Origin of the sequence: Acidovorax sp. LjRoot118 (assembly GCF_964253575.1) — a bacterium.
Taxonomy (GTDB): Bacteria; Pseudomonadota; Gammaproteobacteria; order Burkholderiales; family Burkholderiaceae_C; genus Acidovorax.
This window is the reverse complement of record NZ_CAXURB020000001.1, coordinates 1,560,454-1,575,949: the sequence shown is the minus strand read 5'-3', so window position 1 is coordinate 1,575,949 and position 15,496 is coordinate 1,560,454. Positions and strand designations below refer to the sequence as shown.

The following is a 15,496-nucleotide window of genomic DNA, read 5'->3' as shown; positions in this document are numbered from 1 at the left end:
TCAGGCCCCTTTCACGATGCGCCCCTGGCGCACGATGGTGCGCGCGGGCTTGTGGCCGAACCAGTAGGCCAGCTCCGCCGCATCGGCAAACGGCCAGAGCACGAAATTGGCCGGACGGCCCGATGCGATGAGGCCATGCGTGTCCTGCAGGCCCAGCGCGCGCGCACCATGGGTGGTGATGCCGGCCAGCGCCTCGGGCACCGTCAGGCGGAACAGCGTGCAGGCCATGTTGGCCATGAGCAGCAGGCTCAGCGCGGGCGAGGTGCCGGGGTTGTGGTCGGTGGACACGGCCATGGGCACGCCGGCCTCGCGCAGCGCGGCGACGGGCGGCAGGTGCGTGTCGCGCAGGGTGTAGTACGCGCCGGGCAGCAGCACGGCCACGGTGCCCGCCTGTTTCATGGCATCGATCCCTGCCTGCGAGAGGTGCTCGATGTGATCGCACGAGAGCGCACCGTAGCGCGCGGCCAGCGCGGCCCCGCCCATGTCCGAGAGCTGCTCGGCGTGCAGCTTGACCGGAATGCCCAGCGCGCGCGCGGCCTGAAAGACCTGCTCCGTCTCGGCCAGCGTGAAGGCGATGCGTTCGCAGAACACGTCCACCGCGTCCACCAGGCCCTCGGCGGCCAGCGCGGGCAGCATCTCGTTGCAGACCAGGTCGGTGTAGTCCTGGCTGCGGCCCGCGTACTCGGGCGGCAGCGCATGCGCGCCCAGGAAGGTGGTGCGCACGGCCACGCCCAGCGCCTCGCCCAGGCGGCGCGCCACGCGCAGCTGCTTGCGCTCGTGCTCCAGTGCCAGGCCGTAGCCCGACTTGATCTCGATGGCGCAGACACCCTCGTCCAGCAGCGCCTGCAGGCGCGGCAAGGCCAGGGCGAAAAGTTCATCCTCGCTGGCCTCGCGGGTGGCGCGCACCGACGAGACGATGCCGCCGCCGGCCCGGGCCACCTCTTCGTAGGTGGCGCCCGCCAGGCGCATGGCGAATTCGTTGGCACGCTGGCCGCCATAGACCAGGTGGGTATGGCAATCCACCAGGCCTGGTGTGGCCAGGGCGCCCCGCGCGTCAAAGCGCGGCAGGGCATTCCAGGCGGCGGGCCATGCGTCCTGCGGCCCCACCCATTGCACGGTTCCGCCCTGCACCACCACGCAGGTGGTGGCACCCTGGGGAACAGGCACATCGGCTATGCACAGCTCGGGGGCCGGGCGCATGCCGATCCAGATGCCATCGGCCGAAGGATGGCTTTGAGGGGTGGGGATGGTGGTGGGTGTCATGGGCAAAAGTCAGTCGGAGGGTTCCATATCCAGGTCGATCCAGGCCAATGCGGGATCGGCATCCAAAGGCTCCAGCGCATTTTCTGCGGTGCCATCGCTCCACCACAGCCCCTGGCCGGGCTCCAGCACCTCTTCACCGCAACGCCAGCGCCCGCGCAGCACCATGCACAGGCCGGCGCGCGTGCGCCCTGCCACACGCGCATGGCGGGTCACCTGCAAGCCGCCATGCCAGCGGCCCCGGCGCACCATGAGGTTGAAATCAGTCGACGGTCCGCCCAGCATGTCGCAGTCCACGGCGACGTCGCCCTTGAAGGCCAGCGGCTGCCAGGGCTGATCGAGGTCGTGGTCCAGCTGGCCGTCGTTCGAGCGCAGGTGCACCCCGTCGCCGTCGAGCAGCATGATCTGCCGGTCCACCCCCGGAAAGGCCGAGAACGGGCCCGCTGCGGCAATCGTGGCCACGCTCACGCGCCACTCGAAGCCATCCATGCCCGCGCCCTGCGGCCAGCAGGCCAGCTCGCGGGTGCTGCCGCCACCGTTCTTCCAGGGCACGCTGGGGGTACAGGCCAGGTCGAAGAACTGGACCATGTTCAGGCCTCCTGCCCAGGGATGGGGAACAGCAAGGCTACGGGGAGTGAGGCGGTCATCGGAAAAATCACTTGTCGTCGTTGTCAGTCAATGCAGAACCAGTTGGCGCGAGATGCGCGCGGCGGCCACCACGGCCATACGGATCAGGGCTTCTTCCTGGCCGCTGGCACGCACGATGGGTGCCATCAGCGTGATGGCACCCACAGACTGGCGCGAGGCGCCGAACAGGGGCACGCTGCAGCCCCAGACGCCGGGGTCCACCTCGCCGGCGGTCATGGCAAAGCCCGCCTTGCGGATGGCATCGCTCTCGCGCTGCGCGGCATCGCGCTCGGGCGTGCCTGCGCCCCATTGGCTATCGAGCACGGCAGCGCGCACCGCCTCGGGCAGGTGGGCCAATACGCACTTGGCCGAGGCCCCTGCGCGCAAGGGCACGCTGCGCCCCTTCTCGAAAGAGCAGCGCAGCGAATGCTGGCTCTCCACCATGTCCAGGCAGATGGCCTGGTCGTTCACGGCGACGATCAGGCCCACGCTCTCCTGCGATTGCTGGGCCAGCTCCACCATGTCGGGCCGGGCCTGGCGCACCAGGTGCGAGGCCAGGTCGAACCCCAGCGCCAGTTGCAGGCTCAGCGGCCCAGGGGCATAGCAGCCATCGCTTTCGAGCACGAAGCCCCAGCGCTTGAGCCGCGCGAGCTGGCGGTACAGCGTGCTGCGCGCTAGGCCCGTGCGCTCCATGAGTTCGGCCGCAGGCATGGACTTGCCCTGCTGGGCCAGCACGGCCAGCACCTGCAGCACCCGGTCGGCCGTGGGCACGGCGGGAAGCATTGGCGCGTCCTTGGGCATGTCTCAGGGCCTTGGTGCGGATGCTGTATGGCCTGCGCTCAGCGCACCATGGGCAATTTGAGGCCCTGCTTCTTGGCAGTGGCCACGGCCAGGTCGTAGCCTGCATCGGCGTGGCGCATCACGCCGCTGCCGCTGTCGTTGACCAGCACGCGCGCCAGGCGCTCGGCCGCGGCATCGGTACCGTCGGCGACGATGACCATGCCCGAATGCTGCGAGTAGCCCATGCCCACGCCGCCGCCGTGGTGCAGGCTGACCCAGGTGGCACCGCCCGCAGTGTTGAGCAGCGCGTTGAGCAGCGGCCAGTCGCTCACGGCGTCGGTGCCGTCCTTCATGCTCTCGGTCTCGCGGTTGGGGCTGGCCACCGAGCCGGTATCCAGGTGGTCGCGGCCGATCACGATGGGGGCCTTGAGCTCGCCGTTCTTCACCATCTCGTTGAAGGCCAGGCCGGCGATGTGGCGCTCGCCCAGGCCCAGCCAGCAGATGCGCGCTGGCAGGCCCTGGAAGCTGATGCGCTCGCGCGCCATGTCCAGCCAGCGGTGGGTGTGGGTGTTGTTCGGGAACAGCTCCTTGATCTTGGCGTCGGTCTTGTAGATGTCTTCCGGGTCGCCCGAAAGCGCGACCCAGCGGAACGGACCCTTGCCTTCGCAGAACAGGGGTCGGATGTAGGCCGGCACAAAGCCCGGGAAGTCGAAGGCGTTCTTCACGCCCTGATCGAACGCCACCTGGCGGATGTTGTTGCCGTAGTCCACCGTGGGCACGCCCATGGACTGGAAGTCGAGCATGGCCTGCACGTGCACGGCGCAGCTCTGGGCGGCAGCGGCAGTGAGGGCCGCGTGGCGCGCAGGGTCCTTCATGGCGGCCTGCCACTCGGGCACGGTCCAGCCGCTGGGCAGGTAGCCGTTGACCAGGTCGTGGGCCGAGGTCTGATCGGTCACCAGGTCGGGCTTGATGCCGCCGGCCTGGGCGCGGCGCACCAGTTCGGGCAGCACGTCGGCGGCATTGCCCAGCAGCGCGATGGAGACGGCTTCCTTGCGCTCCGTGTGGTGCTCGATGAGGGCGATGGCGTCGTCGATGTCCTTGGCCTGCTTGTCCACGTAGCGGGTGCGCAGGCGAAAGTCGATGCTGCTTTGCTGGCACTCGATGTTGAGCGACACGGCACCGGCCAGCGTGGCGGCCAACGGCTGCGCGCCACCCATGCCGCCCAGGCCGGCCGTGAGGATCCACTTGCCTGCCAGGCTGTTGCCGTAGTGCTGGCGGCCGGCCTCGACGAAGGTCTCGAACGTGCCCTGCACGATGCCCTGGCTGCCGATGTAGATCCAGCTGCCGGCGGTCATCTGGCCGTACATGAACAGGCCCTTCTGGTCGAGTTCGCTGAAATGCTCCCAGGTGGCCCACTTGGGCACCAGGTTGGAGTTGGCCAGCAGCACGCGCGGCGCGTTGGCATGGGTCTTGAACACGCCCACGGGCTTGCCCGACTGCACGAGCAGGGTCTCGTCATCGTTCAGGTCCTTGAGCGAGGCCAGGATCTGGTCGAAGCACTCCCAGTTGCGCGCCGCACGGCCGATGCCGCCGTAGACCACCAGGTCCTGCGGGCGCTCGGCCACCTCGGGGTCCAGGTTGTTCTGGATCATGCGGTAAGCCGCTTCGATGAGCCAGTTCTTGCAGGTGAGTTCGGTGCCGCGCGGCGCGCGGATCACGCGCGTGGGATCGTGGCGAGGATCGGCGGAGGTGGCGGACAGGATGGCGTCGTTGGCGTTCATGGTGATCTCCTGGTCAACGTGGGTGCGAAGAAAACGGGTGAATGGACAAGCTCAGGCGTGGCTGGGCAGGCACTGGGTCAGGGGCGCAGGCCAGGCGGATTCGAGCGCCCACAGGCGCATGGCTTCGATGTCGGGTGCCAGGTAGCGGTCCTGCTCCAGGAAGGCCACGCGCTGGCGGATGGCGGCGAGTTGCGCTTCGATGAGCGCGGAACTCTTGAGCCAGGGGGCTGCTGCGGCGCCCGGTGCCGGCACGCGCTCGAAGTCGATGCCCTGCGCGGCGGCCATGGCCTCGATGCCGACGATGACGGCGGTGTTGCGCACCATGTCACCGAGGCGGCGTGCGCCGTAGGTGGCCATGGACACATGGTCCTCCTGGTTGGCCGAGGTGGGCAGGCTGGTGACGCTGCTCGGGTGGGCCAGGCACTGGTTCTCGGCCGCCAGCGCGGCGGCGGTGACCTGGGCGATCATGAAGCCCGAGTTCACGCCGCTGTCGCGGATCAAAAAGGCCGGCAGGCCGGACAGACCGGTGTCCAGCAGCAGCGCCATGCGGCGCTCGGAGATGGCTCCGATCTCCGACACGGCCAGCGCAATGATGTCCGCCGCGAAGGCCACGGGTTCGGCGTGGAAGTTGCCGCCCGAGATCACCTCGCCCGTGTCGGTGAACACCAGCGGGTTGTCGGACGCGGCATTCGCCTCGATGCGCAGCACGCGCGCGGCGTGGGTGAGGTTATCGAGGCACGCGCCCATCACCTGGGGCACGCAGCGGATGGAGTACGGGTCTTGCACCCGGCCGCAGTTCGGGTGCGAGGGATCGATCTCGCTGCCTTCGAGCAGCCCGCGCACGGCGGCCGCCACGGCGATCTGCCCGGCCTGGCCGCGCGCCTCGTGGATGCGAGCATCGAACGGCTTGACCGAACCCTTGATGGCTTCGAGCGACAGCGCACCCGACACCAGGCCGCCGGCCAGCACGCTCTCGGCCCCGAACAGGCCGGCCAGCGCCAGCGCGGTGGACACCTGCGTGCCGTTGAGCAGCGCCAAACCTTCCTTGGGGCCGAGCACGAAGGGATCGAGGCCCACGGCGGCCATGGCTTCGCGGCCGGAGACCACCTGGCCGTTGACCTTGGCCTGGCCTTCGCCGATGAGCACGCAGGCCATGTGGGCCAGCGGCGCCAGGTCGCCCGAGGCGCCGACCGAGCCCTTGGCCGGGATCACGGGCAGCACGTCGGCATTGGCCAGCGCCAGCAAGGCATCGACCAGTGCCGGGCGCACGCCCGAGTGGCCGCGCGCCAGGCTCACGGCCTTGGTGGCCAGCACCATGCGCACCACCGGATCGGGCAGCGACTCGCCCGTGCCCACGCTGTGCGAGAGCACCAGGTTGCGCTGCAGCTCGGCCAGGCGGTCATGGGCGATCTTGGTGCTGGCAAGCTTGCCGAAGCCGGTGTTGATGCCGTAGACCACTTGGTCTTCGTCCACGATGCGCTGCACGGTGGCTTCGGAGGCCTGCATGCCGGCCAGGGCCGCAGGGTCGAGCGCCAGGCGCAGGCCACCGGCGCTCAGGCGGCGCAGCTCGGCCAGGCTCACCTGTCCGGGGCGCAGCAGCAGGGTGCTTGGGGATACAGAGGTTGCAGTGGTCATTGGTTAATCCTGTATATACAAGTTGGCATGAGCGAAAAAAACGGGATGCCGCCGTCTGGCTGCGCCCTGGCTATCTATTCAAAAACCGGGTTGCCGTCCGCCCGGAAGCGGCTCCCCAGCCGGTAGCGCGACGACGGGTGCAGGCAGCGCACCATGGTCACGGGCACACCCCGGCTCCAGGTGCGCCGCGTGAGCAGCAGGCAGGGCTGGGCCGGGTCCATTTCGAGCAGCAGGGCCTGGTCGGCCGTGGGCAGCACGGCGTCCACCACATGCTCGACCTGGTCGAAAGGCACGTTGCGCACCAGGAATTCAGAAGGCTGCAGCAGCGTGAAATCCTGCTGCGCGAACTGCGGCACGACGCGCGGGTTCACGTAGCGGTCTTCGAGCTGCACGGGCAGCCCGTCCTCCAGGTGTACGCACACGGCGTGGAACACCGACTCGCCGGTGCGCATGTCCAGCGCCGCCGCCACTTCCATCGTGGCCGAGACGCGCTCCACGGTCAGCACCTTGCAGCGGTAGTCATGCCCGCGCTGGCGGATCTCGCTGGCCAGGTTGGCGATCTGCAGCAAGGTGGATTGGGGCTTGTCCTCGGCCACGAAGCTGCCCACGCCGGCCACGCGCACGATGCGGCCCTGCTCGGCCAGTTCGCGCAGGGCGCGGTTCACCGTCATGCGCGACATGCCGAACTGGGTCACCAGGTCGTTCTCGGACGGCAGGCGGTCGCCGGCCTTCCAGGATCCATCCTGGATCTTGCGCGCGATGTGGTCCTTGATCTGCTGGTACAGGGCCAGCGCAGACACCTCGGGCTGCACCGCAGGTTGCGATGAAGCTTTGGGGCGCGGAGCGCGGGCGGTGGAGGCGACTGGCATGGCGAAGGGTCGGCCCTGGTGGCTCAATGGGCGTCCGCAGCCATGGATTCGGCGCGGATCTCTTCGGTCAGGCGCGCCTTGAGGTCCATGAACTCGGGCGAGGTCTTGATCGTGTAATGGCGCGGGTGCGGCAGGTCCACGGCCAGCTCGGTCTTGATGCGGCCGGGCCGGGCACTGAACACCGCCACGCGGTTGGCCATGAAGATGGCTTCGTCGATGTCGTGGGTCACGAACATCACGGTCTTGCGCTCGGCCTCCCAGATGCCCAGCAGCAGCTCCTGCATGAGCACGCGGGTCTGGTTGTCCAGGGCGCCGAAGGGCTCGTCCATCAGCAGGATCTTGGGGTCGTTGGCCAGCGCGCGGGCAATCGCCGTGCGCTGCTGCATGCCGCCCGAAAGCTGCTTGGGGAAATGCTGCTCAAAACCGCGCAGGCCCACCTTGGCGATGAAGTAGTCGGCGCGCTCCTTTTGCTGCGCCTCGGGCATGCCGCGTTCGCGCAGGCCGAAGCGGATGTTCTGCTCGATGGTGAGCCAGGGGAACAGGGTGTAGCTCTGGAACACCATGCCGCGGTCGGCACCCGGCCCTTCGACGGGGCGCCCGCCCAGCAGCACACGGCCCGAGGTGGGGTGGTCCAGGCCCGCCACGATGCGCAGCATGGTCGATTTGCCGCAGCCCGAGGGGCCGAGGATGGTCACGAAGTCGTTTTCCTGCACGTCGAAATCGACGGGCAGCAAGGCCTGGGTCACCTGCCCCTTGGGGCTGACGAAGGTGCGCGAAACACCTTGGATGGACAGCAGCGGGCTCATCGCAGGGCACTCCACGCAAACAGACGGCGGTTGACGAATTTGAAGAAGGAATCCGACACCAGCCCGATGAGGCCGATGACGATGATGCCGAAGATGATCTGGCCGGTGTTGAGCAGCGCCTGGCTGTCGGTGATCATGTGGCCGATGCCCGAGGACGAGCCGATCAGCTCGGCTACGATCACATAGGTCCAGGCCCAGCCCAGCACCAGGCGCAGGGTCTCGGCGATGTCGGGTGCGGCACCCGGGATGAGAACACGGCGCACGATGCCGGTGGGCGTGGAGCCCAGCGTGTAGGCCGCCTCCACCAGGTCCTTGCGGGCGTTGCCGACGATGACGGCCACCATCAGGATGATCTGGAACACCGAGCCGATGAAGATCACCAGCAGCTTCTGCATCTCGCCCAGGCCCGCCCACAGGATCAGCAGCGGAATGAAGGCCGAAGCCGGCAGGTAGCGGCAGAACGACACAAAGGGCTCGAGGAAGGCTTCCACCCCCTTGTGCGCGCCCATCGCGATGCCCAGGGGCACCGCCACGATGGCAGCCAGGATGAAGCCGCCGAGAACGCGCCACACGGTCATGCCGATGTCGTGCAGGAAGCCGAACTCGGTGAACAGCAGCCAGCCTTCCTTGGCCATGGTGACCGGGCTGGCCAGGAACGTGGGCGACACGAAGCCCCCCAGCGTGAACACCGACCAGACGGCGAAGAACAGAATGAAAAACGCCACTCCCAGGACCAGCCGCGTGCGGGTGCTCACAGGTTCTAGCGGGGCCAGGGCCCGGCGGCGAGGCCGCTCTGGCTCCAGCGCAGGTGCAACACCCATCACGCGACTCATGGTTCTATCCTTTGGTGGTTGCTTACTTGATGAAGCTGTCGTCGAACATCGCGGGGAAGTTCTCGGGCGCCTTGCGGATCACGCCGGCTTCCAGCAGGATCGCGCCGGCGTCCTTCATGAAGGAAGTCAGCTCACCCGCGAAGAACTTCTGGTTCGCGGCCTTGTCCTGCCAGCGCAGGAAGGCCGAGGACTTGGCGAAGGCCTCGCCCGTCTGCTTGACGGCGGCGCCCATGATCTCGTTGGACTTGGTCGGGTCGGCCTTGATCATCTCCAGCGCATCGAAGTACGAATTGGCCAGCGCCTGTGCGGCCTTGGGGTTGGCCTTGAGCCACACGGGGTCGCAACCCACGGTGTCCATCACCATCGGGTATTCGATGGTGGTGGCCAGGATCTTGCCGGCTGCGGGGTTGGCGCGCACGGTGGACAGGTAGGGCTCATAGGTCATCGCAGCGTCGTTCTGGCCCGACACGAAGGCTTGCGCAGCAGGCTGGGGCTCCAGCGAGACGATCTTCACGTCCTTGAGGCTCATGCCGTTCTTGGACAGCATCCAGGCCAGGCCGAAGTACGGGGCCGTGCCCGGCGCACTCACGCCGATGGTCTTGCCCTTGAGGTCGGCAAAGTTTTTGACGTCGTTGCGCACGGCCAGGCCGTCGGCGCCGTAGGATTTGTCGAGCTGGAAGATCTGCACGATGGGCACGCCGTTCGTGTTCCAGGCGACATGGGTCTCCACCGTGGTGGCCGCGCACTGGATGGCCTTGGAGGCCAGTGCCAGGTGGCGGTCCTTCTGAGGAATCATCTTCAGTTCCACGTCCAGGCCGTTCTTCTTGAAGATGCCGGCCTTGTCCGCCAGCGTCAGCGGGGCGAAGCCCGTCCAGCCGGACATGCCCAGAACCACCTTGGTCTCCTGGGCCTGGGCCGGTGCGGCCAGCCCCACCACACACGCAACCGCCGCTGCCAGCGACGCCATCTTCACAACCGTTCGGCTCATCATCAGCTCCTGTAGGGGAAAAAAGTACTTTTATGCATCCGGAGGAAAGCAGGCCTTGCTTCCTGGGTCCGATGATGGAGGTTCTATCGTACCTGTCTATACAGGGTAAACGCTAGGAAACCGGACCCTCGGCCCCAAGAAACCGCCCTGCTTCCCGTCTCTTGGGAACGCCTCGCGGCACCTCCCATGGTCGGGCCCGCTCGGGGCGCTGGCCGGTGCTTTACCGGCACAGCGATTTAGCAAATTGCGGGCCAGTGCCAGGCGCCCCGGTTGCACCAGAAAGGTGCAACCACCCGCACTCAGCCCAGCAGCGTGCGTGCAATGATGTTGCGCTGCACTTCCGAGGAGCCCTCGTAGATGCGCAGGATGCGGGCATCGCGCACATAGCGCTCCAGCGGCATTTCGCGCGTGTAGCCATAGCCGCCGTGGATCTGCAGCGCCGCATCGGCCACGAACCCGACCATCTCCGAGGCATGCAGCTTGGCCATTGCCGACTGCAGCGTGAAGGGCTGGCCGGCCTGGCGCAGCGCCAGCGCCTGCAGGGTCAACGCCCAGGAGGCCTCCAGGCGCAGCTTCATGTCGGCCAGCATCCACTGCAGGCCCTGCTTGCTGGCAATGGGTTCGCCGCCCACCAGGCGGTCTTTCATCCAGCGCGTGGCGTCGGCCAGCGCTGCCTCGGCAATGCCCAGGGCCGTGGCCGCCACGTCCAGGCGGCTGTTGTCCAGCACCTTCATCGCCGTCTTGAAGCCCGACCCCTCGGCCCCCAGGCGGTGGCTGGCCGGCACGCGCACACCATCGAACGCGACCTCGAAGGCATGCGCGCCCTGGATGCCCATGAGTTTCTCGGGCGAGGAGATGCGGATGCCAGGGATGTCCATCTCCACGATGAAGGCGCTGACACCGCGCGCACCGGCATCCAGGTCGGTCTTGGCGAAGACCACGAGGAACTGCGCCTCGCGCGCGTTGGAGATGAAGTGCTTGACGCCATCGATGCGGTAGCCGTCGCCCTCGCGCACGGCGCGGGTGCGCAGGTCCGCTGGGTGCGATCCGCCGCGCGGCTCCGTGAGCGCAAAGCCCGCCAGCCATTCGCCGCTGGCTGCGCGCGGCAGGAAACGCTGGTGCTGTTCCGGGCTGCCGCCGATGAGGACCGCATCGGTCCCCAGGTAGTGCGCGCCTATCATCGACGAGGTGGCCGCGCAGGCGCGCGCGATCTCCACCAGCGAGAGCAGCATGGCCGTGGGCGTGACGCCCGCGCCGCCCAAGTGCTCGGGCAGGTTCATGCCCATCACGCCCAGGGCGGCGAGTTGCGGCACGTGGCAGGTGACGGACAAGGCCTGCTCGTCGATTTCGCGCGCGCGCGGCGCCAGCACCTCGGCGGCGAAACGGGCAACGGCGTCGGCAATGCCCTGGTCATCGGGGGTCACACCCAGTCGGTTCATCGTGGTCATAAAAAGCTCCTTGCGGTGTCAATGGGAGGTGGCGGCAGCCTGCGCCGGGCCGAAGAGCCCGGCCTCGCGCAGCGCCGCGAGCCGCTCGCCGCTGCAGTGCAGCAGCGCGGCGATGAGTTCGTCGGTGTGCTCACCCAGCGCCGGTGCAGGCTCGGCGCGGTTGGGCGCGGCGCCACCGAACTTGACCGGCTGTGTGGGCACGCGCAGGCCGGGCAAACGCGGGTCGTGTACCTCGCGCAACAGGCCGCGCGCCCTGCCCTGTTCGGATTCGAGCGCCTGGGCCGTGGTCCACAGCGGGCCCCCGGGCACGCCGGCTGCCTCCAGTGCGGCCACCACCTCGGACACCAGCAGTTGACCGGCCCAGGCCTCGATGGCGGCAGCAAGCACCGGCTCGTTGGCATGGCGCAGCTCGTCGCTGGCAAAGCGTGCCTCAGTGGTAAAGCCGGGTTCGCCAATGAGGACCGCGAGCGATGCGAACAGCTTGTGGTTGAGCACGGCCAGCGCAAAATGCCCGTCCCTGGCCCGGTACACGCCAAAGGGGGCCGAGAACGCATGCCGGTTGCCGCTGCGCTGCGGGCTCTGGCCGGTGAACAGGTAGCGCCCCACGCCCGTGACGAGAAAGCTCAAGGTGGCATCGAACATGGCCACGTCCACATGCTGGCCCTCGCCCGTGCGCCGCTGCTGCAGCAGTGCCGCCAGCGTGGCCCAGGAGGCGAACAGGCCGGCGATCACATCGGACACGGCCTCGCCGACCATGGTGGGGGTGCCTTCTGGATCGCCCGTGGACTCCATCAGGCCGCTCATGGCCTGCACGATGATGTCGTAGGCCGGCAGGTGCGCCAGCGGCCCGGTCTGGCCGAAGCCGGAGATGCTCACGTACACGAGCTTCGGGTTCACGCGGCGCAGGGCCACCGGGCCCACGCCCAGGCGCTCGGCCACGCCGGGACGGAAATTCTCGACCACCACATCGGCCGTGGCGGTCAGGGCCGCGATGGTCTGCGCGGCACCGGGGTGCTTGAGGTCCAGCACCAGGCTCTTCTTGTTGCGGTTGAGCGCCGTGAACAGGCTGCTCATGCCTTCGCGCATGGGGCCGATGTGGCGGTAGTCGTCGCCCGTGGGCGGCTCGACCTTGATGACCTCGGCACCCAGGTCGGCCAGCAAGGCCGTGGACAGCGGGCCCGCGAGCACGCGGCTGAAGTCGAGGATGCGCACGCCATCGAGCGGGCGGGTGGTTGGGGTCATGGCGGGAATCTCCAGGCAATGGAAAGGAAGTGCCATGTTTGCCCATTCCTGCATCAAAATAAAATATTCAATCTTGATGCAATGGATCAACTATCTTGATCAATCTCAGCCTGCGACAGCTCGAATACTTTGTGGCCGCAGCCCAGCATGGCGGCGCGGCGCGTGCCGCGCACGCGCTGAGCGTCTCGCAGCCCTCCATCTCCAAGGCGATCGCCGACCTGGAGGCGCTGTGGAACGAAGCCCTGTTCGTGCGCCGCCACGCGCGCGGCCTGGACCTGACGGCGGCAGGCCGTCTGCGCCAGCGCGAGGCACAGGTGCTGCTGGAGAAGGCCCGCGCCCTCGAAGGGCCGCGGCGTGAGGAAGAGGCAGGGCTGCTGCGCGTGGGCTGCCTGTCCACGCTGGCACCCCGCTATCTGCCGGAAATCCTGGTGCGCATGCGCGCGAAGCACCCGCAGGTGGAGATCGAGATGCATGAGGCCGACACCGAAACCCTGGTGCAGATGCTCGAGCGCGGCGCGCTCGACACCGCCCTGCTCTACGACCTGGGCTTGGCGCGCGCCGTGCGGCTGGAAGCAGTGACCTCCTTCGCGCCCTATGCGCTGCTGCCGGCCGGCCATGCGCTCGCCACCCGCAGCAGCCTTCAGTTGTCCACGCTGGCGCAGGAGCCCTTCATCCTGATCAACCTGCCGCACAGCCGCGAGTATTTTCTCTCGCTGTTCCGGCAGGCGGGCGTCACGCCGCGCATCGCGCATCAGACGCCCTCGATCGAGATGGTGCGCTCGCTGGTGGCCAACGGCCTGGGGGTGTCCGTACTCACCACGCGGCCGGTACGCGATTGGAGCTATGACGGCAAGCGCCTGGCCTGCCGGCGCCTGCGCGGGCCGCTCGCGGCCCAGTCCGTGGTACTGGCCACCCCGGGGCAGCAGGGCCCCGAGAACCCGCGCTCGGCGCTGTTCGCGCGCATGGCCAAGGCGGCCTTCGCGCAGCAACGCGACGCGATGACCACTCCCGCGCCAGGCCAGCGGTAACGGCGGCCTCAGCCCTTGGTGGGCGTCACCTGCGCGGGCTCGCCTGGCAGCGTGATACGCACCGACAGGCCCGGTGAGGCATTGCGCAGCTCGAACTGCCCGCCATGGGCCTGCGCCACCAGGCGGCACAGGTACAGCCCCAGCCCCACACCACCGGTGGCGCGCTGGCGTGCGACGTCGGGGCGGTAGAAAGCCTGGGCCATGCGCGCCAGGTGCTCGGGCGGCACGCCGGGGCCGTGGTCGCGCACCTCCAGCTCCACACCCGTGGGGGTGCTGCGCAGGTGCAGCTCGGGCGGTGATGCCGTGGGCTCGCAGTGGCGCAGGCTGTTGTCCAGCAGGTTGCGCAGCACCAGGCGCAGGCGCCCGCGGTCCAGCGCCAGCACGGGCAAGGCGGGGTCGGCGATGACCACGATGTCGTGGGCGCAATCGTGCCGCACCTCCAGCTCGGCGATTACCTCGCGCGCCAGCTCGGGCAGGTTGGTGGGCTCGCGGTGCAGGGCCGCATGCCGGCCAGCCAGGCGCTCGCTCTCCAGCAGGTCGGAGATCAGGTGGGCCATCTCGCCAAGGTCGCGCATCAGCGCCTCGCGCTGGGGCCCCACTTCTGGGCCTTCGGGCAACAGCTCGGTGTTCAGGCGCGCACGGGTCAGCGGGCTGCGCAGCTCGTGGCTCATGGCCAGCAGCAGGGCGCGCTTGGCCTCCAGCATCTGGTGGATGTCCTCGCCCATGGTGTTGATGGTCACGGCCAGCTGGCCCAGCTCATCGGGCCGGTGGGCATGGCGCACCGGGATGGGTTCGCCAAAGTCGCCCTCGCCAAAGCGCCGGGCGCCACGGCGGATGTCGTCGAGCGGGCGCAGCAGGTGGCGCACGTAGACATACGACAGGCCCGTGAGCAGCAGCAGCACCGACAGCGTGACCCAGGCCACGCGCGGCTTTTGCTCCCACGTCATCGCATTGAGGCCGAACTCGATGGAATGGCCATCGGCCGTGGTGCGCTGCAGCAGGCGATGGCCATCATCGCTGTCGCCCAGCCAGTGCCGTTCGGCCCGATCCTTGTCCTTGTCACGGCCCAGGCGGTCGCGCATCCAGTCGGGGCGCGGAATATCGGGGTGCGATACCCAGTTGACCACCGGCCCCTGGATGCGCAGGTGGATGGGCAGGCGCTGCACGATGGCCTGCGCACGCTCCACGCTGGGCGGGGTGCCGATCTCGCCGGCAAGGCGGTCCACATAGTCCATCAGCAGCGGCCGCGCCGCCTCGCGCCAGCCGACCGACAAGGCCTTCTGCACGCCCCCCACGAAGGTGATGGTGGTCATGCAGGCCAGCACCAGGAACAGCAGCACCAGGCGGATGCGCAGCGAGTGCCCGACGGCATCGCGCGCGCGCCGGTGCCACGGGCAGGGCTGGCCATCCTCGCCATGGCGATGGTGGTGGCGCCACCAGCCGCGCCGCTCAGTTTGCGGCGCCCCCCCGGGGAGCTGTGCCGCTGCGCTGCGGCCCCAGCGCCTCATGGTGCTGCCTTTCGCAGCGCCAGCGAGTAGCCGGCATTGCGCAGCGTCTTGATGCAGTCCAGCGGCTCGAGCTTCTTGCGCAGGCGGCTGACCACGATGTCCACCGCACGGGTGTAGAGCTCGGCCTCGTGGCCACGCAACTGGTTCAGGATGTCGTCGCGGCTGAACACCCGGCCCGGCTCGCGTGCCAGCAGGTGCAGGAGGTCGAACTCGGTACCGGTCAGCTCCACCGGCTCGCCCTGGCGCAGCACGCTGCGGCGGGCGGCATCGATGTGCAGGCCTTCGAATTCCAGCGGCCCATGGGCCTGCCCGTTGCCCGGCCCATCGCTGCGCCGCCGGCGCAGCACCGTCTGCAAGCGCGCGACCAATTCGCGCGGTTCAAACGGCTTGGGCAGGTAATCGTCGGCCCCCAGCTCCAGCCCCACCACCCGGTCCATCACATCGCCGCGCGCGGTGAGCATGACGATAGGCAGATCACCCTGCTTGCGGATGGTGCGGCACAGCTCGAAGCCATCCATCTCGGGGAGCATCACGTCCAGGATGGCGGCATCAAAGCCGCCCGCCGCGAGCTGCGCCAGCCCCTCGCTGGGCCTGAGCGCATGCGTGAGCTCCAGCTCGAAGCGCTGGAAATAGATCGCCAGCGGGGGGCCGAGCTGGGCGTCGTCATCGATGAGCAGGATCCGGTGCATGG

General features: G+C 68.5%; 14 protein-coding genes. 1 reads left to right on the top strand and 13 read right to left on the bottom strand.

Annotated elements, in window-relative coordinates:
• From hutI to ACSQ9E_RS07280, 11 genes are all read right to left on the bottom strand, one after another.
• Positions 1-1,263 carry an imidazolonepropionase gene (gene hutI, locus ACSQ9E_RS07330; protein ID WP_436217311.1) on the bottom strand — a complete coding sequence of 421 codons (1,263 nt, stop codon included), beginning with the start codon at positions 1,261-1,263 and terminating at the stop codon, positions 1-3.
• A 9-nt stretch (positions 1,264-1,272) separates the two neighbouring features.
• Positions 1,273-1,848 (bottom strand): HutD/Ves family protein, encoded by a 576-nt coding sequence (locus ACSQ9E_RS07325; RefSeq protein ID WP_057203818.1) that lies wholly within the window; start codon positions 1,846-1,848, stop codon positions 1,273-1,275.
• Positions 1,849-1,935: 87 nt separating this feature from the next.
• Positions 1,936-2,670, bottom strand: coding sequence for an IclR family transcriptional regulator (locus ACSQ9E_RS07320; protein WP_436217310.1), 735 nt, complete (start codon positions 2,668-2,670; stop codon positions 1,936-1,938).
• Positions 2,671-2,726: 56 nt separating this feature from the next.
• Positions 2,727-4,448: a urocanate hydratase gene (gene hutU, locus ACSQ9E_RS07315; RefSeq protein ID WP_057269689.1), complete on the bottom strand. Its 1,722-nt coding sequence runs from the start codon at positions 4,446-4,448 to the stop codon at positions 2,727-2,729.
• Between the two features lie 51 nt (positions 4,449-4,499).
• Positions 4,500-6,083: a histidine ammonia-lyase gene (hutH, locus tag ACSQ9E_RS07310; RefSeq protein WP_436217309.1), complete on the bottom strand. Its 1,584-nt coding sequence runs from the start codon at positions 6,081-6,083 to the stop codon at positions 4,500-4,502.
• Between the two features lie 74 nt (positions 6,084-6,157).
• Positions 6,158-6,952 (bottom strand): histidine utilization repressor, encoded by a 795-nt coding sequence (gene hutC / locus ACSQ9E_RS07305; RefSeq protein ID WP_057203822.1) that lies wholly within the window; start codon positions 6,950-6,952, stop codon positions 6,158-6,160.
• A gap of 23 nt (positions 6,953-6,975) precedes the next feature.
• On the bottom strand, positions 6,976-7,758 hold the full coding sequence (locus ACSQ9E_RS07300; protein ID WP_057203823.1) for an ABC transporter ATP-binding protein: 783 nt from the start codon (positions 7,756-7,758) through the stop codon (positions 6,976-6,978).
• Positions 7,755-8,591, bottom strand: coding sequence for an ABC transporter permease (locus ACSQ9E_RS07295; protein WP_428000093.1), 837 nt, complete (start codon positions 8,589-8,591; stop codon positions 7,755-7,757). The genes ACSQ9E_RS07300 and ACSQ9E_RS07295 overlap by 4 nt, the downstream gene beginning before the upstream one ends.
• Positions 8,592-8,613: 22 nt before the next feature.
• Positions 8,614-9,579, bottom strand: a complete 966-nt coding sequence (locus ACSQ9E_RS07290) for an ABC transporter substrate-binding protein (protein ID WP_436217308.1) — start codon at positions 9,577-9,579, stop codon at positions 8,614-8,616.
• A 299-nt stretch (positions 9,580-9,878) separates the two neighbouring features.
• The gene (locus tag ACSQ9E_RS07285) at positions 9,879-11,027 is read right to left on the bottom strand and encodes an acyl-CoA dehydrogenase family protein (protein WP_436217307.1); all 1,149 of its coding nucleotides are present in this window, start codon (positions 11,025-11,027) and stop codon (positions 9,879-9,881) included.
• 18 nt (positions 11,028-11,045) lie between these two features.
• Positions 11,046-12,269 carry a CaiB/BaiF CoA transferase family protein gene (locus ACSQ9E_RS07280; protein ID WP_436217306.1) on the bottom strand — a complete coding sequence of 408 codons (1,224 nt, stop codon included), beginning with the start codon at positions 12,267-12,269 and terminating at the stop codon, positions 11,046-11,048.
• Between the two features lie 95 nt (positions 12,270-12,364).
• On the opposite strand from ACSQ9E_RS07280, the gene ACSQ9E_RS07275 reads away from it, so the two are divergent.
• A complete protein-coding gene (locus ACSQ9E_RS07275) occupies positions 12,365-13,297 on the top strand; it encodes a LysR substrate-binding domain-containing protein (protein WP_436179002.1) in 933 nt (310 codons plus the stop codon).
• 8 nt (positions 13,298-13,305) lie between these two features.
• Here ACSQ9E_RS07275 and ACSQ9E_RS07270 read toward each other — a convergent pair whose 3' ends face one another.
• Together ACSQ9E_RS07270 and ACSQ9E_RS07265 are read right to left on the bottom strand one after the other, a co-directional pair.
• Entirely contained in the window at positions 13,306-14,805 is a 1,500-nt protein-coding gene (locus ACSQ9E_RS07270) for a HAMP domain-containing sensor histidine kinase (RefSeq protein ID WP_436179003.1), read from the bottom strand.
• On the bottom strand, positions 14,802-15,494 hold the full coding sequence (locus ACSQ9E_RS07265; RefSeq protein WP_428000088.1) for a response regulator transcription factor: 693 nt from the start codon (positions 15,492-15,494) through the stop codon (positions 14,802-14,804). Before ACSQ9E_RS07265 ends, ACSQ9E_RS07270 begins: the two co-directional genes overlap by 4 nt.
• Positions 15,495-15,496 lie beyond the last annotated feature (2 nt).